Here is a 19,506-nt window from a genome sequence, read left to right as displayed (position 1 = left end):
GCCCGATTGGCCGCCTGCCCGCTTGCAATATGCCCGGGTAGCTATCAAAACAAAAGCGGGCCGAGTGGCCCGCCGTTGTGGGGTGCCGCGCGTTCAGCGCGCGCGCCGACGCACCTGCGCTTCGTCCACCGCCAGCGCGGTCATGTTGACCAGCCGGCGCACGGTGGACGAGGGCGTGAGGACATGAGCCGGCGCGGCGGCGCCCAGCAGCATGGGGCCGATGGTGACGCCGCTGCCGGCCACGGTCTTGAGCACGTTGAACAGGATGTTGGCCGCGTCCAGGTTGGGGCACACCAGCAGGTTGGCCTCGCCGCTGAGGGTGCTGTCGGGCATGTTGCGCGCGCGCAGGGTGGCCGACAGGGCGCTGTCGCCGTGCATCTCGCCGTCGCATTCCACCTCGGGCGCCAATTCGCGGAACAGGTCGCGGGCGTGGCGCATCTTACGCGCCGAGGCGTCCTTGGACGAGCCGAAGTTGGAGTGCGACAAAAAGGCCACCTTGGGCGGCAGGCCGAAGTTGTGCACCTCGGTGGCGGCCATCTTGGCGATGCCGGCCAGCAGCTCGGCGCTGGGGTCTTCGTGCACGTAGGTGTCGCAGATGAACAGGGTGCGCTCGTGCAGCATGATGGCGTTGAGCGCGGCCAGGTCGGGCGCGCCGGGCTCGGTGCCGATGATGTCGCGGATGTTGTCCAGGTGCGCGTGGTAGCGGCCCACGATGCCGCACAGCATGGCGTCGGCGTCGCCCAGGTGCAGCATCAGCGCGCCGATGACGGTGTTGGAGCGCCGCACGGTGGCCTTGGCCGCCTCCACGCTGACGCCGTTGCGCGCCATCAGGCGGCGGTAGGTCTCCCAGTACTGGCGAAAGCGCGGGTCGTCCTCGGGGTTGACGTTGTCCACGTCCACGCCCAGGCGGATGCGCAGGCCGGCCTTCTTGATGCGCTGCTCGATCACGGCCGGGCGGCCGATCAGGATGGGGCGCGCCAGCCGGTCGTCGACCACCACCTGCGCGGCGTGCAGCACGCGCTCGTCCTCGCCCTCGGCGTAGGCCACGCGCTTGTGCGCCGGGTCGGCCGCGCGCGCGGCGGCCAGCACTGGCTGCATTACCATGCCGGTCTGGTAGATGAAGCGCGACAGCTGCGTGCGGTAGGCCTCCAGGTCGGCGATGGGGCGCGCGGCCACGCCCGACTTGGCGGCGGCCTCGGCCACGGCCGGGGCGATGCGCAGGATCAGGCGCGGGTCGAAGGGCGTGGGGATGATGTAGTCGGGGCCGAAGTGCAGCTCCTTGCCGGCGTAGGCGGTGGCCACCTCGGCGCTGGTCTCGGCCTTGGCCAGCGCGGCGATCTCGCGCACGCAGGCCAGCTTCATGTCCTCGGTGATCTTGCTGGCGCCGCAGTCCAGCGCGCCGCGGAAGATGTAGGGAAAGCACAGGACGTTGTTGACCTGGTTGGGGTAGTCGCTGCGCCCGGTGGCGACGATGCAGTCGGGCCGCGCGGCCTTGGCGTCCTCGGGGCGGATCTCGGGCTCGGGGTTGGCCAGCGCCAGGATGATGGGCCTCTCGGCCATGGTCTTGACCATCTCGGGCGTCAGCACACCGGGGGCCGAGCAGCCCAGGAACACGTCGGCCCCCTGGACCACGTCGGCCAGCGTGCGCGCGCCGGTGTCGGGCTGGGCGTAGCGCGCCTTGGAGGCGTCCACGCTGGCGCGGCCGGCGTAGATCAGGCCCTTGGAGTCGCAGGCGTGCACGTTGGCGGGTCGCACGCCCAGCGCCACCATCACGTCCAGGCAGGCGATGGCGGCGGCGCCGGCGCCGCTGACGGCCACCTTCACGTCGCCGATCTTCTTGCCCACCAGCTCCAGCCCGTTGAGCAGCGCGGCGCTGGAGATGATGGCGGTGCCGTGCTGGTCGTCGTGAAAGACCGGGATGTTCATGCGCTCGCGCAGCTTCTTCTCGATGTAGAAGCACTCGGGCGCCTTGATGTCCTCCAGGTTGATGCCGCCCAGCGTGGGCTCCAGCGCGGCGATGATGTCCACCAGCTTGTCGGGGTCGTGCTCGTCCAGCTCGATGTCGAACACGTCGATGCCGGCGAACTTCTTGAACAGGCACCCCTTGCCCTCCATCACCGGCTTGCCCGCCAGCGCGCCGATGTTGCCCAGGCCCAGCACGGCGGTGCCGTTGGTGACCACGCCGACCAGGTTGCCGCGCGCGGTGTACTCGGCCGCCTTGCTGGGGTCGGCCTGGATGTCCAGGCAGGGGTAGGCCACGCCGGGCGAATACGCCAGCGACAGATCGAGCTGGTTGGCCAGCGGCTTGGTGGGGGTGACCGAAATCTTGCCGCGCGTGGGCTGGCGGTGGTATTCGCGCGCGGCGTCGCGCAGCGCAGCCTCGGCGGGGCTCAGGGATTTGCTCATGGTGTCTCCGGCAAACGCTCGTCGTGATGGGTGGCACAAGCCTACTCCAAATCACGCGCGCGCTGCCGCGCTGCCGCCGAAAATTTGAGCCAAATCGGGTGCTGGCCCCCGCGAATCAAGCGCCAGCAGCTATCAAACCCATAGTTTCACGCGCGGGCGTGGGCGGGCGCCGCCCGCGCCTGCAGGCGCTCGCGCAGCCAGCGCAGCGCGCCGGCGCAGCGCCCGGCGGCGGGCTGCCAGTGGAAGGCCACCGGCGCCACCTGCGCGGCCGAGGCCTGCGCCAGGTGGATCGGCTCGATCACCACCGTCTCGCCCGCGCACAGCGCCAGCGGCGCGTCGGCCGCCACGTACAGGTCGTCCGGCGCGTGGCTGGGGTGGCGGCCGCGCCGCGTCACCCACAGCGCGCCTTGCGTGACGCGCAGCTGGCCGGCGGCGGGCACGCGCAGGGTGCGCGCCTGGCCGGGCTGCAGCGTCACGCCGACGCCCTGGGACAAGAACAGGCTGGGTGAAGAATGCAGCGTGGCGGCGGACATGGCGGGCTCCTGTGAAAAAACGATCCGGGAATGAATCCGACGACCGAATGATCCATCGATCCCCATTGACAGTCCAATGAAATCCCGCCACGCTATTGATTCCCGATCCGCATCAATGCCACCGTGCTGCACTCCCAGACCCACCTGCGCTCGCGCCCCATCCAGGCCGGCCACCTGCGCGCCTTCGAGGCGGTGGCGCGCCACCTCAACTTCCGCCTGGCGGCTGAGGAGATGGCCCTCACCCAGTCGGCCGTCAGCCGCCAGATCCAGGCGCTGGAGGACGACGTCGGCGTGCCGCTGTTCCTGCGCCACACGCGCGCCGTCGAGCTGACCGAGGCCGGCACGCAGCTGCTCACCGCCGTGGGGCAGGCGCTGCCGCGCATCGACGCCGCGGTGCGCCACATCCGCCAGAACGCGGGGCGCCGGCACGTGTCGGTCACCACCTTCGCCTCGTTCGCGTCGATGTGGCTGATCCCCAAGCTGGAGGCCTTTCAGCGCGAGCATCCCGACATCGACATCCGCATCGAGGCCAGCGACAGCGCGGTCGACCTGGAGGTGACCGACATCGACGTGGCCGTGCGCTACGCCCCGGCCGACCGCATGCCGCCCGGCGCCAGCCGCCTGTTCGGCGAATCGGTCACGCCCATGGCCAGCCCCTGGCTGCTCAAGAGCGGCCCGCGCCTGAAGATCCCCGCCGACCTGTTGGGCCACACCCTGATCGAGGCGGCCGACGCCTACACGCCGCACCTGGCGTGGCTGACGTGGCGGCGCTGGCTGGACGCCAACGGCCTGCAGCACGCGCAGCCCAAGCGCTGGCTCAGCTTCAACTACGCCTACCAGATGGTGCAGGCCGCGCTGTCGGGCCAGGGCATCGTGCTGGCGCGCCCGCCGCTGGTGGCCGAAAGCCTGGCGCGCGGCGAGCTGGTCGAGGTGTTCGCGCCCGGCGCCTACCCCGACGCACGCCTGGTCTCGCCCATGGCCTACTGGGTGCTGGTGTCGCCCCACAGCACCCAGCGCGCCGAGGTGCGCGCCTTCGCCGACTGGCTGGCCGAGCAGGCGGTGGCGACGCGGGCGGTGACCGGCGAGCAGCCGTAGGTCACACCGGCCACACCACCCCGTTGTCGTTCAGGATCGCGTCCAGCGGCACGTCGTGCGGCTCGGGCTCCAGGTCTTCCAGAAAGCCCTGGGTGAAGCCCAGGCCCACGGTGTGCGGGCGTGGCTGCAGCGCGGCCAGGGTGCGGTCGTAAAAGCCGCCACCGTAGCCCAGCCGGTAGCCGCCCGGCCCGTAGCCCACGCAGGGCACGAACAGCAGCGTGGGCACGAGCAGCTCGGTGTCCTTGGGCTTGGGGATGCCGTAGGCGTCCTCCTCCATCGGGCAGCCGGGGTACCAGGCGTGAAAGGTCAGCGTGCGGTGCGCCTTGTCGACCACCGGCAGGCCGATGCGCCGGCGCTGCGATTCATGGAGCAGCTCGCCGTCCTCCTTCCAGCGGTGCAGCGCGGGCAGGGGGTCGAACTCGCCCTTGATCGGCCAGTAGGCGCCGATCACCGTGTCCGGGCGCCCGATCAGCCAGATGCGCATGATGTCCTGCAGCGCGTCGGCGCGCGCCAGCCGGTCGGGCAGGTGCAGGCGCTCCTGGACCAGACGCGCGCGCAGGGATTTTTTGTCGGGTGACGTGGTCATAATGGATCGATGCGTGGGATTTGGATTCTGACACCGCTGCTTGTGGCACTGGGCCTGGCCCTGGGCGTGCCGGCGCGCGCGCAGCAGCCGGCGGCCGAGGCCACCGCGCTCGCGCCCGCGGCCGCCAGCGCGGCCGACGACAGCGTCATCCTGGACATGCACCAGGCCTTTCGCCGCGGCGACAAGGAGCGTCTGGCGGCCCTGTTGCCGCAGGCGGCCGGCCACGTGCTGGAGCCCTGGGCGGCCTACTGGGCGCTGAAGGCGCGGCTGGAGGACGCCACCGAGCCCGAGGTGCAGGATTTTCTCAGCCGCTGGGCCGGCACCTACCAGGAAGACCGCCTGCGCAACGACTGGCTGCTGCTGGCCGGCAAGCGGCGCGACTGGGCCGCTTTTGCGCGCGAGCTGCCGCGCTTTCGCATGGGCGACGACCCCGAGGTGCGCTGCTACGCCAGCGCCATGCAGGTGCTGCAGGGCGCGCCGGCCAGCGCCGCCATGGCCGACCAGGTGCGCCGCGACTGGCTGGCCGAGCGCCGCGAGGGCGACGGCTGCCTGCTGGCGGCCGGCCTGCTGCGCCAGGCCGGGCGCATCACGGCCGACGACGTGTGGCAGAAGGCGCGCCTGGCCGTCGAGGCCGGCCGCAGCGGGCTGGCGCGCGCGGCGGTGGCGCTCGAGTCGCCCGACGCGGCCGTCGCCGTCGCGCAAATCCACAACGGCGCCGCGCGCTACCTGGCCGGGCGCAGCGCCAGCGCCGCCACGCGCCAGGGCCAGGAGCTGGTGGTGCTGGCCCTGGTGCGGCTGGCCACGCAGGACGCCGACCAGGCCGCCAGCCTGCTGCAGGCGCGCTGGGCCAAGGCGCTCACGCCCGCGCAGCGCAACTGGCTGTGGGCCGCGCTGGGCAAGCAGGCCATGCTCAAGCTGCAGGACGACGCCTGGGCCGACTTCGCCCAGGTCACGCGCGTGCAGGACCTGGGCGACGACCTGCTGAGCTGGCAGGCGCGCGCCGCCCTGCGCGCCGGCCAGTGGCGCGGCGTGCGCGCCGCCATCGAGGCCATGGGCGAGCCGCTGCGGCGCGACCCCACCTGGGTGTACTGGCACGCGCGCGCCGGCCTGGCGCTGGCCCCCGAGGGCGCCGCCGGCGACGCGGCGCGCGCCGACGCCCGCCAGGCGCTGCAGGGCATCGCCAACGGCCGCGGCTTTTACGAAAAACTGGCGCTGGAGGCCTTGGGCGAGCCCCTGCAGCGCGCACCCGAGCCGGCGCCGCTCACCGCCGACGAGCGCGCCGCCGCCGCCGGCAACCCCGGGCTGCAGCGCGCCCTGCGGGCGATTGCCGTGGGCCTGCGCGGCGAGGGCGTGCGCGAGTGGAACTACTGGACCAACCTGCACCGCCCGGGCGGCATGGACGACCGCCAGCTCTACGCCGCCGCGGCCCTGGCCTGCCAGGCCCGGGTGTGGGACCGCTGCATCAACACCAGCGAGCGCATCCAGGGCTTTCAGGACTTCGAGCAGCGCTTTCCCACCCCGCACCGCGCCGAGGTGCTGCGCCAGGCGCAGGCCATCGGGCTCGACCCGGCCTACGTCTACGGCCTGATCCGGCAGGAAAGCCGCTTCGTCATGGACGCGCGCTCGCACGTCGGCGCCTCGGGGCTGATGCAGATCATGCCCGCCACCGCGCGCTGGACGGCGCGCAAGATCGGCCTGGACGGCTTCGTGCCCGCCATGCTGGGCGAGCTGGACACCAACATCCTGATCGGCACCAGCTACCTCAAGCTGGCGGTCGACGAGTTTCGCGGCTCGTTGCCGCTGGCCGCCGCCGCCTACAACGCCGGCCCGCGCCGCCCGCGCGCCTGGCGCAACGGCCCGGTGCTGGACGGCGCCATCTGGGCCGAGACGGTGCCCTTTGCCGAAACGCGCGACTACGTCAAGAAGGTGCTGTCCAACACCGTGGACTACGCCCTGCTGCTGGGCGAGCCGCGCACCTCGCTGCAGGCGCGGCTGGGCCGCATCGGGCCGGCGCCGTCCGAGGAGACGGCGCTGACGCGGGACCTGCCCTGATCGATTTGGGGTTGAATGGGCTTCTGACCCGCGCCGATCATGCGCGATAAGCTATCGAAATAGGAGAATTCCAATGGCGGCTAAGGTTCTGGTGCTGGGCGGCTCGGGCTTGGTCGGCCGCCATCTCCTGGAGCGCCTGCAGCGCCTGGGCGCGGACGTGACGGTGCCCACCCGCCAGCGCGTGGCGGCGCGCACGCTGTGGCCGCTGCCCTGCGTCGACCTGGTGGTGGCCGACGTCACGCAGCCCGGCGTGCTGGCGCGCCTGCTGCCGGGGCACGACGCGGTGGTCAACCTGGTGGCGCGCCTGCACGGCAGCGCGGCGCAGTTCCAGCAGCTGCACGTCGAGCTGCCGCGCCAGCTGACCGCCGCCTGCGCGGCCAGCGGCGTGCGCCGCGTGCTGCACGTCAGCGCGCTGGGAGCGGCGCCCGACGCGCCCTCGCGCTACCAGCGCAGCAAGGCCGCGGGCGAGGCCGCGCTGCAGGAGGCCGCCGCGGCCGGCGCGATCGATCTGACGGTGCTGCGCCCCAGCGTCATCTACGGCGCCGATGACCGGCTGCTGAACCTCTTTGCCCGCCTGCAGCGCAACCTGCCCCTGGTGCCCGTCGGCCGTGCCGGCGCGCGCTTTCAGCCGGTGTGGGTGCGCGACGTGGCCAGCGCGCTGGAGCGCTGCCTGCAGGCGCCGGCCACCATCGGCCAGACCTACGAGCTCTGCGGGCCCGAGGTGGTCACGCTGCGCGAGCTGGTGCGGGCGGCCGGCCAGTGGTCCGGCGTGCGCGAAGGGCGCGGGCGGCCCGTGCTGGGCCTGCCGGCGCCGCTGGCGTGGCTGCAGGCGCTGCTGATGGAGAGCCTGCCCGGCGCGCCGCTGCTGAGCCGCGACAACCTCGACGCGATGAAGGTGGACAACGTGGCCAGCGGCCAGTGGCCCGGCCTGGAGGCGCTGGGCATCACGCCCGCGCCGCTGTCGGCCGTCGGCCCCATGATCCTGGGCGGCGACGGGCCGGTGTCGCGCCTGGACGCGTGGCGGCGCAGCGCCGGGCGTTGATTTCACGCTCGCGCTAGCATGGGCGCCGTGTACACGGAGGCCCCCATGCTCAAGCTCTACATCGGCAACAAGAACTACTCGTCCTGGTCCATGCGGCCCTGGGTGCTGCTCAAGCAGGCCGGCATCGCGTTCGAGGAGGTGCAGCTGCGCTTCGACTCGTTCTCGGGCGACTCGGACTTCAAGCGGCGCCTGGGCGGCATCGCGCCCGCCGGCAAGGTGCCGGTGCTGACCGACGGCGACTTCGCGGTGTGGGACACGCTGGCCATCGCCGAATACCTGGCCGAGAAGTTCCCCGACCTGCAGCTGTGGCCGCGCGACGTGCGGGCCCGCGCCCGCGCCCGCAGCATCTGCGCCGAGATGCACTCGGGCTTCGGCGCGCTGCGCGGCGCCTGCGGCATGAATATCGAGGCGCGCCTGCCCGAGGTGGGCGCCATCATCTGGCGCGACAACGCCGGCGTGCGCGCCGACGTGGGCCGCCTGGTGGCCATGTGGCAGGAGCTGCTGGCGCAGCACGGCGGGCCCATGCTGTTTGGCGAGTTCGGCATCGCCGACGCCTACTTCACCCCGGTGATGATGCGCTTTCGCACCTACGCGCTGCCCGCGCCCGCCGCCGTCACGGCCTGGATGGACCGCGTGTGCGCGCTGCCGGGCGTCAAAGCCTGGATCGACGCCGCGCTGGCCGAGCACGACTTCATCGACTTCGAGGAGCCGTACCGGCTGGCGCGCTGAGAGCCTGCTCATGGCCTTTTCATGGTGTCCGTTGCCCCGCAAAGGCAGTGGATGCAAGGCGCAAACCGCAGCCGGGCTGGTGGCCCGGCGAGGATTTGCAACGCCGCAGACGCTGCCTTTGCGGGGCAACCCTTCGGGCAAGGCAGCAAAAAGCCGCACTCGTCGTTGCGCACCTTGTCCAGGCCACCAGCATGGCCTGCGGCGCGCGCCTCGATTGCGGCTTTTTGCTGCCTTGCGGACACCATGAAAAGGCCATGAGCAGGCTCTGGGTCAATCGCCGGGCCATTCGAACCGCGCCGCGCCGGGAGCCTCGGGCGCGGGCGCTGGCTCGAGCGCCGGTGTGGGCCCGGGCTCGGCCGCCTGGCCCTGCCGCCACCAGGGCTGCACGCGCTCGGCGTGCGCCGGCTGCACCGCCTCGCCCAGGCGCGGCATCACCAGCTGCGCGCCCGCGCGCGGCGCCAGTTCCAGCAGGCGCTCGGCCGGCTGGTCCCAGTCGTGCAGGGCCAGCGCGAAGGTGCCCCAGTGCACCGGCAGCAGGGGCGGGTGGCCCAGCAGGGCCAGCGCCTGCAGGGCGTGGTCGGGGCCCAGGTGCATGTCGCCCCAGCCGGGGTAGTACGCGCCCACCTCCAGCAGCGCCAGGTCGAACGGCCCCAGGCGCGCGCGGATGGCCGCGTATTCGCCCGACAGGCCGGTGTCGCCGCTGAAGAACACCGCGTGGCGCGGCCCGCGCACCACCATGGACGACCACAGCGTGCTGTTGCGCGTCTTCATGGTGCGGCCGCTGAAGTGCTGCGACGGCGCGGCGGTGATGGTCAGGCCGGTGTTGGGCACCGTCCAGCTGTCCCACCAGTCCAGCTCGTGGATGCGCTCGGGCGCGATGCCCCAGGCCTGCAGGTGCGCGCCCACGCCCAGCGCGGTGACGAAGGGCACGCCGGTGCGCGCCAGCGCCCGGATGGTGGGGTAGTCCAGGTGGTCGTAGTGGTCGTGCGAGACGACGATGGCGTCCACCGCCGGCAGATCGCGCAGCGCCACCGGCACCGGCTGGAAGCGCTTGGGCCCGACGCCGATCAGCGGCGAGGCGCGCCGGCCCCACACCGGGTCGGTCAGCACGCGCCAGCCGTCCACTTCGAGCAGCACGGTGGAGTGGCCCAGCCAGGTGGCGCGCAGGCCGCTTGGGGGCGCGTGCAGCCAGGCGGCGCGCGGGTCGAGCGAGGGCAGGGGCGCGCGCGGCACGCGCCGCCCGCCGGGCCACAGCAGCTCGCGCAGCGAGGGCATGGGCACGCTCGCATCGCGCAGGCCCGCGGCCACCGGAAACAGGTTGCGAAAGCCCTCGCCCTGCCACAGCGGCGAGGCGTGCATGCGCTCCAGGCGCGCGCCGTGGGCGAGATGTCCGAAGGATTTCATGCAGGGCGAGGGGGTTGATCCGAAGCATCCATCATGAACCCGATTCCGCGTCGCTGCCGGGGCCTCGGCGCCACCCGCATTCACACGCTGCGGGTGCGGGCTTGGCCGGCGCCGCCAGCGGCCGGCGGGGCGATGCGGCCCAATGCGCATCTGGCCCTGCAACGCGATCTTTGGAACCTGCCATGCCCGCCGCCGAATCCACCTTTCCCGACTTCTTTGCCGACGCGCCGCAGCTGACGCTGCGCGACCCGCTGGCCGAATTCCTGGGCGCCGCGCGCGGCGGCCTGATGACCTACCGCTACGCGGATGCCGTGCGCCTGGCCGGCCACTCCTGCCCCACGGTGGCCGGCGCCTGGCTGATGACGGTGCACGGCCTGCGCGCGCTGTACGGCCAGGAGACGCCGGTGCGCGGCGAGATCGACGTGTTGATGCGCGATGGGCGCGAGGACGGCGCCAACGGCGTGATCGCCACCGTGGTGCAACTGCTCACCGGCGCCGCGCCCGAGACCGGCTTTCACGGCATCGGCGGGCGCTTTGGGCGCCACCAGCTGCTGCGCTTCGACCAGCCCGTGCAGGGCACGCTGGCCCTGCGCCGCCAGGACACCGGCCGTGCCGTGCAGGCGGAGCTGGACGCCTCGGTCGTGCCCTGGACGGACGAGATGCGCGCCCTGCTGCCGCGCGCCGCTGCCGGCCGCGCCAGCGCCGACGAGCTGGCGCGCTTCGGCGCGCTGTGGCAGGACCGCGTGCGCCGGATGCTGGTGGAGCACGCCGACGACCCGCGGCTGGTCCGCGTCGCGGCCTGGGACGCGGCCGTGCCCGCCTGAGCCAGGCGCCGGGCCAGGCCCCGCCGATACACTGGGGCCATGCAAATCTACATGGTCGGCGGTGCGGTGCGCGACCGGCTGCTGGGCCTGCCGGTGCAGGACCGCGACTGGGTGGTGGTGGGCGCCACGCCCGAGGACATGGTGGCGCGCGGCTTCGTGCCCGTGGGGCGCGACTTTCCGGTCTTTCTGCACCCCGACACGCACGAGGAATACGCCCTGGCGCGCACCGAGCGCAAGAGCGGGCGCGGCTACCGCGGCTTCGTGGTGCACGCCAGCCCCGACGTGACGCTGCAGGACGACCTGGCGCGGCGCGATTTGACTATCAATTCAATAGCTGCTTGCGCGGATTCGACGGGGGCTGGAGGCCTTTTTGATTCACAAAACGGCCTGATCGACCCCTACGGCGGCCAGCGCGACCTGCAGGCACGCGTGCTGCGCCACGTGACGGCGGCCTTTGCCGAGGACCCGGTGCGCATCCTGCGCGTGGCGCGCTTTGCGGCGCGCTTCCACGACTTTTCCATCGCGCCCGAGACCCTGGCCCTGATGCGCCATATGGTGGCTGCCGGCGAGGCCGACCACCTGGTGCCCGAGCGCGTGTGGCAGGAGCTGGCGCGCGGCCTGATGGAATCGCACCCGGCGCGCATGTTCGACGTGCTGCGCCAGTGCGGCGCACTGGCCGTGGTGCTGCCTGAGCTGGAGCGCCTGTGGGGCGTGCCGCAAACGGCCAGCCACCACCCCGAGGTGGACACCGGCGTGCACGTGATGCTGGTGCTGCAGATGGCCGCGCGCCTGCAGGCGCCGCTGCCCGTGCGCTGGGCCTGCCTGATGCACGACCTGGGCAAGGGCACCACGCCGGCCGAGCTGCTGCCCCGCCACCTGGGGCACGAACAGCGCAGCAGCCAGCTGCTCAAGGCCGTCGGCCAGCGCCTGCGCGTGCCCGGCGAGTGCACCGAACTGGCCGACGTGGTGGCGCGCGAGCACGGCAACATCCACCGCAGCGCCGGCCTGAACGCCGCCGCGCTGCTGCGCCTGCTCGAGCGCTGCGACGCGCTGCGCAAGCCCGAGCGTTTTGCCGACGTGCTGCTGGCCTGCGAATGCGACGTGCGCGGGCGCCTGGGCTTTGAAGAAGCGGCCTACCCCCAGCGCCCGCGCCTGCTGCGGGCGCTGGACGCCGCGCTGGCGGTGGCCACCGAGCCGGTGGCGCGCGCGGCGCAGGCCCGCGCGCGCGCGCGGCCCGCAGATCGGCGCCGCCGTGCAGCAGGCGCGCGCCGAGGCGGTGGCGCGGGCGCTGGACGAGGCGCCCGGCGCCGCCGCGTCAGCCTGAGGTGCGGCGGCTCTTGCCGGCGCGGGGCTTGGCTGCGCCGCCGGCCCGCGCCCGCAGCGCCGACGCCAGCGCGCGCTCGGCCCAGGGCGCCATCAGCGCGGGCGACTCCATGGCCTGCGCCGGCGCGCTGTAGTAGCCCATCGAGCGCGGCGCGCCTTTCATCAGATACGTGAAGCGCCGGCAGCCCTGGGCCTCGAAGTCGGCCCGAGCCTGCGCGTCGGCCTTGAGCCACAAGGTATCGCCCTCGCCCAGGTCGGTGACCAGGGCCACGTTCAGGCCGTCGGCCGTGCGAATGCCCAAACCACCGAACATGCGGTAGGCGCGGCAGGGCCCCAGACTGGCCAGCAGTTCGCAGCAATACTGCGCGAATTCCGAGTCGGCGGTGAGCGTGGTGGGCATGGCGCGATGGTAAGCCGGGCCGGTTGCGCGGCAAGCACTGCGCATAATCCGCCCTGCATGGCCCGGCCGATTTCCGCCTCCCACCAACTGCGGCGCGACGAGATCCTCGACGTCGCGGCGGCCTGCTTTGCGCGCCAGAGCTACCCGGCCACGCGCATGAACGACATCGCCGCCGCCTGCGGCACCTCCAAGGCGCGGCTGTACCACTATTACGAGAGCAAGGAAGCGATCCTGTTCGACCTGCTCGACCGCTACACGCAAAAGCTGCTGGTCATCATCGGCCAGGTGCAGGCCACGGCGCATCGCCAGGCGCTGGACGAGCGCGCCACGCTGCACGAGCTGATCCGCGCCTTCCTGCGCGAGTACGAGACCTCCGCCACGCGCCACGCGGCCCTGCTGGGCAGCACGCAGTACCTGGGCGAGGCCCAGCGCGAGGTCATCCTCGACCGCGAGCGCGACGTGGTGGCCGCCGTCACGCGCTTTCTGCGCCGCGCCTACCCCGAGCGGGTGAATGCGCGCAACCAGACCGCCATCGCCATGACCCTGTTCGGCATGATCAACTGGACCTTCACCTGGCTGCGCCCCGGCGGTCCCATCAGCTACGCCGAGTTTGCGGGCGAGGTGGTCGCCATGCTCGAGCACGGCCTGGCCACGCCACCCCGACGCGATGATTGACGCAGCGCCCATCCGCCTGCGCGCGCTGGGCGGCAGCCTGGCGCTGCTGGCCCTGGCCGCCTGCGGCCCGGCGCCGCAGCCAGGCTGGTCGGGCTACGCCGAGGGCGAGTACGTCTACGTCGCCGCGCCGCTGGCCGGGCGGCTGGACCAACTGGCGGTGCAGGCCGGCGATGCGGTCAAGGCCGGCGCGGCGCTGTTCACGCTCGACGACGAGGCCGAGCGTGCCGCGCAGGCGCAGGCCGGCGCGCAGCTCGACGCCGCCCGCGCCCAGGCGGCCAATGTACAGACCGGCCGCCGGCCACAGGAGATCGCCGTCATCCGCGCCCAACTGGCGCAGGCGCAGGCCCAGGCCGCGCTGGCGCAGCAGGAGCTGGCGCGGCGGCAGACGCTCACCCCTGGCGGCGCCGTCTCGGCCAGCGAGCTGGACGCCGCCCGCACCAGCGTGGCGCAGACCCGCGCCCGCGTGAGCGAGCTGCAGGCCAGCCTGAACACCGCCGAGCTGCCCGCCCGCCCCGACGAGCGCGCTGCCGCCCAGGCCCAGGCGCAGGCCGCCAGCGCCGCGCTGCGGCAAAGCGAATGGCGGCGCGAGCAGAAGCAGCAACGCGCGCCGGTCGATGCCCAGGTGGCCGACACGTATTTCCGCCCCGGCGAATACGTGGGTGCGGGCCAGCCGGTGCTGTCGCTGCTGCCGCCGGCGGGCATCAAGGCGCGCTTTTTCGTGCCCGAAGCCGAGGTGGGCCGCATCAAGACGGGCGACGCGGTGCAACTGAGCTGCGACGGCTGCGGCGCGCCCATCGCGGCGCGCATCAGCCGCATCGCCCCCCAGCCCGAATACACGCCGCCAGTCATCTACTCCAACGCGCAGCGCGCCAAGCTGGTGTTCATGGTCGAGGCGCGGCCCGCACCGCAGGACGCCCCGCGCCTGAAACCCGGCCAGCCGCTGGACGTGCAGCGCGCCACGGCGCCATGAACGCATCCGCTGTCGACGCGCCCGCGCTGGCCATCGACGTGCGCGGCCTGACCAAGCGCTACGACGGCCGCGCCGTGGTCGACGGGGTGGACCTGCAGGTGCGCGCCGGCCGCGTGTGCGGCTTTCTGGGCCCCAACGGCAGCGGCAAGACCACCACCATCCGCATGCTGTGCGGCCTGCTCACGCCCGACGCCGGCGCGGGCCAGGTGCTGGGGCTGGACATTCGACGCGACGCGCTGGCCATCAAGCGGCAGGTGGGCTACATGACGCAGCGCTTCGGCCTGTACGAAGACCTGTCGATTCGCCAGAACCTGGACTTCATCGCGCGCCTGTTCGAGTTGCCCAAGCGCCGCGCCGCGGTCGATGCCGCGCTGGCGCAGTTGGGCCTGACCGAGCGCCAGCAGCAGCTGGCCGGCGCACTGTCGGGTGGCTGGAAGCAGCGCCTGGCGCTGGCGGCCTGCCTGATCCACCAGCCGCGCCTGCTGCTGCTGGACGAGCCCACGGCCGGCGTCGACCCCAAGGCGCGGCGCGATTTCTGGGACCAGATCCACCAGCTGGCGGCCGGCGGCATCACGGTGCTGGTGTCCACCCACTACATGGACGAGGCCGAGCGCTGCCACGAGCTGGTCTACATCGCCTACGGTCGGGTGCTGGCGCGCGGCACCGAAAGCCAGATCGTCGAGGCCGCCGGGCTGACGGTGTTCGAGCTGACCGGCCCGGGCGCCGCCGCCGAGGCCGAGGCGCTGAAGGCCGCGCCCGGTGTGCAAAGCGTGGCCGCCTTTGGCGCCAGCCTGCACGTGGCCGGGCAGGACGCGACCCTGCTGCAGCGCGCCGTGGCCCCGCTGGCCCAGCGCCCCGGCGTGCAGGTGGCGCCCGCGCAGGCCAATCTGGAAGACGTGTTCATCAGCCTGATCGGGCAGGCGCAGGACAACTTTGGCGGCGCCGCTGCGAAGGGAACGCGGCCATGAGCGGTTTCTCGCTGGCCCGCACCGCGGCGGTGTTCATCAAGGAGTTCCAGCAGATGCTGCGCGACCGCCTGACCTTTGCCATGGCGGTGTTCATTCCGGTGTTGCAGCTGGTGCTGTTCGGCTACGCCATCAACACCGACCCCAAGAATTTGCCCGCTGCCGTGGTGGCGCAGGACAGCGGCCCGCTCACCCGCAGCCTGGTGACGGCGCTGCAGAACACCGGCTACTTCCGCGTGGTGGCCAGCGGCATCGGCCAGGCGCAGGCCGACGCGTTGCTGGCGCGCGGCGACGTGCAGTTCGTGGTGGTCGTGCCGCCGCGCTTCGAGCGCGATTTGCTGCGCGGCCAGCGCCCGGTGTTGTACGTGGCGGTGGACGCCACCGACCCCACCGCCTCGGCCACCGCGCTGGCCGCTTTGAGCGGCGTGGCCGCGCAGGCGCTGGCGCCCGATTTGGTCGGGCCGCTGCGCCAGCTGCAAGGCGCGCCGCCGCCCTACGAGGTGCGCATTCATCGCCGCTACAACCCCGAGGGCCTGTCGCGCCTGAACATCGTGCCAGGCCTGATCGGCACCATCCTCACCATGACCATGGTCATGCTCACCGCCCTGGCGATGACGCGCGAGCGCGAGCGCGGCACGATGGAAAACCTGCTGGCCACGCCGGTGCGCCCGCTGGAGGTGATGGTCGGCAAGATCGCGCCCTACGTGGTGGTCGGCTACGTGCAGCTGGGCGTCATTTTGCTGGTGGCCTGGGCGCTGTTCCAGGTGCCCATGGTGGGCAGCTTTGCGCTGCTGATGGCGATGATCGGCGTGTTCATCCTGGCCAGCCTGGCGGTGGGCTTCACCTTCAGCACGCTGGCCAGGAACCAGCTGCAGGCGGTGCAGATGACCTTCTTTTTCTTCCTGCCCTCGATCCTGCTGTCGGGCTTCATGTTTCCGTTTCGCGGCATGCCGCCCTGGGCGCAGTGGGTTGGCGAGGTGCTGCCGCTGACGCACTTTTTGCGTATCGTGCGCGGCATCCTGCTCAAGGGCAGCGGCTGGCCCGACGTGCTGCCCGAGCTGTGGCCCATGCTGGCCTTCATGCTCGCCGTGGGCGTGGTGGCGCTGCTGCGCTACCGCAGAACGCTGGATTGAGCCCCCCGATAATTCGCCCCATGTCCGCATCCAACCCGACCCCGAACGCCTTGCCCATCGATATCGTCATCATGGCCGCGGGCAAGGGCACGCGCATGAAAAGCCGTGTGCCCAAGGTGCTGCAAAAACTGGCCGGCCGGCCGCTGCTGGGCCATGTGCTGGCCACGGCGCAGGCGCTGCACGCGCGCCGCGTGGTGACCGTCACCGGCCACGGCGCTCCTGAAGTGGAAGCTTATGGCGCAGGCATGGCGCGGGCTGGAGGCCAATTTGATTTGAAATTTGCCCGCCAGGAGCCGCAGCTGGGCACCGGCCACGCGGTGCAGCAGGCCCTGCCCTTGCTGGCCGACGATGGGCTGGTGGTGGTGCTCTCGGGCGACGTGCCGCTGACCGAGGCCGCCACCCTGCAGGCGCTGGTGCAGGCGGCGCAGGACGAGCGGCTGGCGCTGCTGACGGTGCGCCTGCCCGACCCGACCGGCTACGGCCGCATCGTGCGCGCGGCGGACGGCGGCGTGCAGCGCATCGTCGAGCAAAAGGACGCCAGCGCGGACGAGCGCGCCATCGACGAGGTCTACAGCGGCATCATGGCCGTGCCCGCGCGCCACCTGCGCCGCTGGCTGGCGCGCCTGACCAAGGACAACGCCCAGGGCGAGTACTACCTGACCGACATCGTCGCCATGGCAGTGCTCGACGGCGTTCCCGTGGCGGCCCACCGCATCGACGACGCGCTGCAGGTGGCCGGCGTGAACAGCCCGCTGCAGCTGGCCGAGCTCGAGCGCGCGCACCAGCGACGCCAGGCCGAGGCGCTGATGGCGCAGGGCGTGCGCCTGGCGGACCCGGCGCGGCTGGATGTGCGCGACGATGCGCGCAGCGGCGTGCCCGCCGAGTTGGTGTGCGGGCCGGACGTGGAGATCGACGTCGGCTGCATCTTCACCGGCCGCGTGACGTTGGGCGAGGGCGCGCAGATCGGCGCCTACTGCTGCATCGCCAACGCCGTGATCGCGGCCGGGGTGGTGATTCACCCCTTCACCCACATCGATGGCGAAGAGGACGGCGTCGGCGTGGGCGAGGGCGCGCGCGTGGGCCCGTTCGCGCGGTTGCGCCCGGGCGCCGAGCTGGGCGCCGAGGTGCACATCGGCAACTTCGTCGAAGTGAAAAACTCTATCCTCGCCGCCGGTGCCAAGGCCAACCACCTGGCTTATCTGGGCGACGCCACGGTGGGCGAGCGCGTCAACTACGGCGCGGGCAGCATCACCGCCAACTACGACGGCGCCAACAAGCACCGCACCGTGATCGAGGCCGACGTGCATGTGGGCAGCAACTGCGTGCTGGTGGCGCCGGTCACCATCGGTGCGGGCGGCACGGTGGGCGGCGGCTCCACCATCACCAAGAGCACGCCGGCGGGCAGCTTGAGCGTGGCGCGCGGCAAGCAGGTGAGCATCGCCAACTGGTCGCGGCCGGTGAAGAAAAAATAGCCCTCAGCGCGACAGCACTTCCCAGCGTTCCAGCGCGGCCATCAGCTCCTCCTCGATCGCGCCGTCGCGCGCCTGCAGCGCCACGGCTTTTTGCAGATCGCTCTGGTACAGCGTGCCATCGGCCAGCTGGCGGCGGATGTCGGCCTGTTCGCCCTCCAGCGCTTCGATGCGCGCGGGCAGGGCGTCCAGCTCGCGCTGATCCTTGTAGCTCAACTTCTTTTTTTGTAGCGGTTCGCGCTGATCCGGTGCCGGCGCGGGGCGTTTTTCGTTCGCATCGGGCGGCGCTGCGGGCGCCTCGCGCATGGCCTGCCAGCGCGCGCTTTGCGCCAGCCAGTCCTGCACGCCGCCCTCGTACTCGCGCCACTGGCCCGGGCCGTCCCAGGCCAGGGTGCTGGTCACCACGTTGTCCAGGAAGGCGCGGTCGTGGCTGACCAGGAACACCGTGCCCTCGTAGTCCTGCAGCAGTTGCTCCAGCAGCTCCAACGTGTCGATGTCCAGGTCGTTGGTGGGTTCGTCCAGCACCAGCACGTTGGCCGGCCGCGCGAACAGCCGCGCCAGCAGCAGGCGGCCCATCTCGCCGCCCGACAGGCTCTTGACCGGCGAGGCCGCGCGCGCCGGACTGAACAGGAAGTCGCCCAGGTAGCTCTTGACGTGCTGGCGCCGCGCGCCGATCTCGATCCACTCGCTGCCGGGGCTGATGAAGTCCGCCAGCGTGGCCTCGGGGTCGAGCGCGGCGCGCATCTGGTCGAAGTAGGCCACCTGCAGGTTGGCGCCGCGCCGCACGCGCCCGCGCTCGGGCTCCAGCTCGCCCAGGATCAGCTTGAGCAGCGTGGTCTTGCCCGCGCCGTTGGGGCCGATCAGGCCCACCTTGTCGCCACGCAGCACGGTGGCGCTCAGGTCGCGGGCGATGGCCTTGGCGCCGAAGGCCAGGTGCACGTGCTCCAGCTCGGCCACCAGCTTGCCCTGGTAGCCGGCCACCCCCGCGTCCACGTCCAGCCGCACGCGTCCGAGCTGCTCGCGCCGTGCCGCGCGCGCGGCGCGCAAGGCCTGCAGCCGGTTGATGCGCCCCTGCGCGCGGGTGCGGCGCGCCTCCACGCCCTGGCGAATCCACGCTTCCTCCTGCGCCAGCAGCTTGTCGGCGCGCGCCTGGATGGTGGCTTCCTGCGTCAGCTGCTCGGCCTTCAGCGCCTGGTACTGCGCGAAGCTGCCCGGATACGACAGCAGGCGCCCACGGTCCAGCTCGACGATGCGCGTGGCCACCCGGTCCAGGAAGGCCCGGTCGTGTGTGATGACCACCACGGCGCCGCGAAAGCCCAGCAGCAGCTCTTCCAGCCAGGCGATCGCGTCCAGGTCCAGGTGGTTGGTCGGCTCGTCCAGCAGTAGCACGTCCGGCCGCGTCACCAGCGCCTGGGCCAGCGCCACGCGCTTGCGGGTGCCGCCCGAGAGCTCGCTCACCGCCGCCTCGGGCGGCAGCCGCAGGCGCTGCAGGGCCTCGGCCACGCGCTGCTGCCAGTGCCAGCCGTCCTCGGCCTCGATGCGCGCCTGCAGGGCCGCCAGGTCGCCCTGGCCGGCGCCGTAGGCGTCGATCCAGTCCCGCACCGTCGACAGGCCTTGCGCCACCGCGTCGAACACGGTGGCGCCGCCGTTCAGCGCCGGGTCCTGCGCGACGTAGGCCAGGCGCAGGCCCTGGCTCATGCGCAACTCGCCGTCGTCCAGCCGCTCCAGGCCGGCCAGCACCTTCAGCAGCGAGGACTTGCCCGTGCCGTTGCGCCCGATCAGCCCCACCCGCTCCTGCGCTTCCAGGCTCAGCTGCGCGTCGTCCAGCAGCGGGACGTGCCCGAAGGCCAGGTGAGCGTGTTGGAGGGTGATCAGGGACATGAGGAGAACAGCGGCAAAA

16 protein-coding genes are annotated in these 19,506 nt (G+C 72.4%); 11 read left to right on the top strand and 5 right to left on the bottom strand.

The genetic code is table 11. From position 1 onward, the window contains the following. Positions 1-93: 93 nt before the first annotated feature. Positions 94-2,406 carry an NADP-dependent malic enzyme gene (locus H6927_00270; protein ID MCP5216542.1) on the bottom strand — a complete coding sequence of 771 codons (2,313 nt, stop codon included), beginning with the start codon at positions 2,404-2,406 and terminating at the stop codon, positions 94-96. A 146-nt stretch (positions 2,407-2,552) separates the two neighbouring features. Further along, positions 2,553-2,939, bottom strand: a complete 387-nt coding sequence (locus H6927_00265; GenBank protein MCP5216541.1) for a DUF2917 domain-containing protein — start codon at positions 2,937-2,939, stop codon at positions 2,553-2,555. A gap of 123 nt (positions 2,940-3,062) precedes the next feature. Between H6927_00265 and H6927_00260 the strand changes: the two genes are divergently transcribed. Continuing rightward, a complete protein-coding gene (locus H6927_00260; GenBank protein MCP5216540.1) occupies positions 3,063-4,034 on the top strand; it encodes a LysR family transcriptional regulator in 972 nt (323 codons plus the stop codon). Position 4,035: 1 nt separating this feature from the next. Here H6927_00260 and H6927_00255 read toward each other — a convergent pair whose 3' ends face one another. Further along, entirely contained in the window at positions 4,036-4,620 is a 585-nt protein-coding gene (locus H6927_00255; protein ID MCP5216539.1) for a 5-formyltetrahydrofolate cyclo-ligase, read from the bottom strand. A gap of 9 nt (positions 4,621-4,629) precedes the next feature. Between H6927_00255 and H6927_00250 the strand changes: the two genes are divergently transcribed. The 3 genes from H6927_00250 (at position 4,630) to H6927_00240 (ending at position 8,443) form a co-directional block, all read left to right on the top strand. Then, positions 4,630-6,672 (top strand): lytic transglycosylase domain-containing protein, encoded by a 2,043-nt coding sequence (locus H6927_00250; protein ID MCP5216538.1) that lies wholly within the window; start codon positions 4,630-4,632, stop codon positions 6,670-6,672. Between the two features lie 73 nt (positions 6,673-6,745). Next, positions 6,746-7,714, top strand: coding sequence for a complex I NDUFA9 subunit family protein (locus tag H6927_00245; protein ID MCP5216537.1), 969 nt, complete (start codon positions 6,746-6,748; stop codon positions 7,712-7,714). Positions 7,715-7,759: 45 nt separating this feature from the next. Further along, positions 7,760-8,443 (top strand): glutathione S-transferase family protein, encoded by a 684-nt coding sequence (locus H6927_00240; GenBank protein MCP5216536.1) that lies wholly within the window; start codon positions 7,760-7,762, stop codon positions 8,441-8,443. Positions 8,444-8,713: 270 nt separating this feature from the next. Here H6927_00240 and H6927_00235 read toward each other — a convergent pair whose 3' ends face one another. After that, positions 8,714-9,847 carry an MBL fold metallo-hydrolase gene (locus H6927_00235; GenBank protein ID MCP5216535.1) on the bottom strand — a complete coding sequence of 378 codons (1,134 nt, stop codon included), beginning with the start codon at positions 9,845-9,847 and terminating at the stop codon, positions 8,714-8,716. Between the two features lie 182 nt (positions 9,848-10,029). Here H6927_00235 and H6927_00230 point away from each other — a divergent pair, with 182 nt between their 5' ends. The 7 genes from H6927_00230 to glmU all read left to right on the top strand — a co-directional run bounded on the left by H6927_00230 (position 10,030) and on the right by glmU (position 17,609). After that, positions 10,030-10,671, top strand: a complete 642-nt coding sequence (locus H6927_00230) for a hypothetical protein (protein MCP5216534.1) — start codon at positions 10,030-10,032, stop codon at positions 10,669-10,671. A gap of 39 nt (positions 10,672-10,710) precedes the next feature. Further along, entirely contained in the window at positions 10,711-12,168 is a 1,458-nt protein-coding gene (locus H6927_00225) for a multifunctional CCA addition/repair protein (protein MCP5216533.1), read from the top strand. A 283-nt stretch (positions 12,169-12,451) separates the two neighbouring features. After that, complete coding sequence (locus H6927_00220; GenBank protein MCP5216532.1) at positions 12,452-13,069, top strand: TetR/AcrR family transcriptional regulator; 618 nt, start codon at positions 12,452-12,454, stop codon at positions 13,067-13,069. Then, complete coding sequence (locus tag H6927_00215; protein MCP5216531.1) at positions 13,062-14,039, top strand: HlyD family efflux transporter periplasmic adaptor subunit; 978 nt, start codon at positions 13,062-13,064, stop codon at positions 14,037-14,039. The genes H6927_00220 and H6927_00215 overlap by 8 nt, the downstream gene beginning before the upstream one ends. Continuing rightward, positions 14,036-15,007: an ABC transporter ATP-binding protein gene (locus H6927_00210; protein ID MCP5216530.1), complete on the top strand. Its 972-nt coding sequence runs from the start codon at positions 14,036-14,038 to the stop codon at positions 15,005-15,007. The genes H6927_00215 and H6927_00210 overlap by 4 nt, the downstream gene beginning before the upstream one ends. Further along, positions 15,004-16,137, top strand: a complete 1,134-nt coding sequence (locus H6927_00205) for an ABC transporter permease (protein ID MCP5216529.1) — start codon at positions 15,004-15,006, stop codon at positions 16,135-16,137. Before H6927_00210 ends, H6927_00205 begins: the two co-directional genes overlap by 4 nt. Before the next feature lie 20 nt (positions 16,138-16,157). Further along, entirely contained in the window at positions 16,158-17,609 is a 1,452-nt protein-coding gene (gene glmU / locus H6927_00200; protein MCP5216528.1) for a bifunctional UDP-N-acetylglucosamine diphosphorylase/glucosamine-1-phosphate N-acetyltransferase GlmU, read from the top strand. A gap of 3 nt (positions 17,610-17,612) precedes the next feature. Here glmU and H6927_00195 read toward each other — a convergent pair whose 3' ends face one another. Then, complete coding sequence (locus H6927_00195; protein ID MCP5216527.1) at positions 17,613-19,487, bottom strand: ATP-binding cassette domain-containing protein; 1,875 nt, start codon at positions 19,485-19,487, stop codon at positions 17,613-17,615. Positions 19,488-19,506 lie beyond the last annotated feature (19 nt).

This window comes from Burkholderiaceae bacterium, from assembly GCA_024235995.1.
In the GTDB taxonomy this organism is placed as follows: Bacteria; Pseudomonadota; Gammaproteobacteria; order Burkholderiales; family Burkholderiaceae_C; genus Ottowia.
The sequence above is the reverse complement of the archived record's forward strand: the minus strand, read 5'-3'. Positions and strand labels throughout refer to the sequence as shown.

What these genes read in the sequence shown, in the direction of transcription:
- H6927_00230 (MCP5216534.1), top strand. Translation starts at nt 10,030, where the DNA reads ATGCCCGCCGCCGAATCCACCTTTCCCGACTTCTTTGCCGACGCGCCG.
- H6927_00215 (MCP5216531.1), top strand. Translation starts at nt 13,062, where the DNA reads ATGATTGACGCAGCGCCCATCCGCCTGCGCGCGCTGGGCGGCAGCCTG.
- H6927_00245 (MCP5216537.1), top strand. Translation starts at nt 6,746, where the DNA reads ATGGCGGCTAAGGTTCTGGTGCTGGGCGGCTCGGGCTTGGTCGGCCGC.
- H6927_00205 (MCP5216529.1), top strand. Translation starts at nt 15,004, where the DNA reads ATGAGCGGTTTCTCGCTGGCCCGCACCGCGGCGGTGTTCATCAAGGAG.
- H6927_00250 (MCP5216538.1), top strand. Translation starts at nt 4,630, where the DNA reads ATGCGTGGGATTTGGATTCTGACACCGCTGCTTGTGGCACTGGGCCTG.
- H6927_00255 (MCP5216539.1), bottom strand. Translation starts at nt 4,620, where the DNA reads ATGACCACGTCACCCGACAAAAAATCCCTGCGCGCGCGTCTGGTCCAG.
- H6927_00265 (MCP5216541.1), bottom strand. Translation starts at nt 2,939, where the DNA reads ATGTCCGCCGCCACGCTGCATTCTTCACCCAGCCTGTTCTTGTCCCAG.
- H6927_00220 (MCP5216532.1), top strand. Translation starts at nt 12,452, where the DNA reads ATGGCCCGGCCGATTTCCGCCTCCCACCAACTGCGGCGCGACGAGATC.
- H6927_00210 (MCP5216530.1), top strand. Translation starts at nt 14,036, where the DNA reads ATGAACGCATCCGCTGTCGACGCGCCCGCGCTGGCCATCGACGTGCGC.
- H6927_00240 (MCP5216536.1), top strand. Translation starts at nt 7,760, where the DNA reads ATGCTCAAGCTCTACATCGGCAACAAGAACTACTCGTCCTGGTCCATG.
- H6927_00225 (MCP5216533.1), top strand. Translation starts at nt 10,711, where the DNA reads ATGCAAATCTACATGGTCGGCGGTGCGGTGCGCGACCGGCTGCTGGGC.
- H6927_00270 (MCP5216542.1), bottom strand. Translation starts at nt 2,406, where the DNA reads ATGAGCAAATCCCTGAGCCCCGCCGAGGCTGCGCTGCGCGACGCCGCG.
- H6927_00195 (MCP5216527.1), bottom strand. Translation starts at nt 19,487, where the DNA reads ATGTCCCTGATCACCCTCCAACACGCTCACCTGGCCTTCGGGCACGTC.
- H6927_00235 (MCP5216535.1), bottom strand. Translation starts at nt 9,847, where the DNA reads ATGAAATCCTTCGGACATCTCGCCCACGGCGCGCGCCTGGAGCGCATG.
- glmU (MCP5216528.1), top strand. Translation starts at nt 16,158, where the DNA reads ATGTCCGCATCCAACCCGACCCCGAACGCCTTGCCCATCGATATCGTC.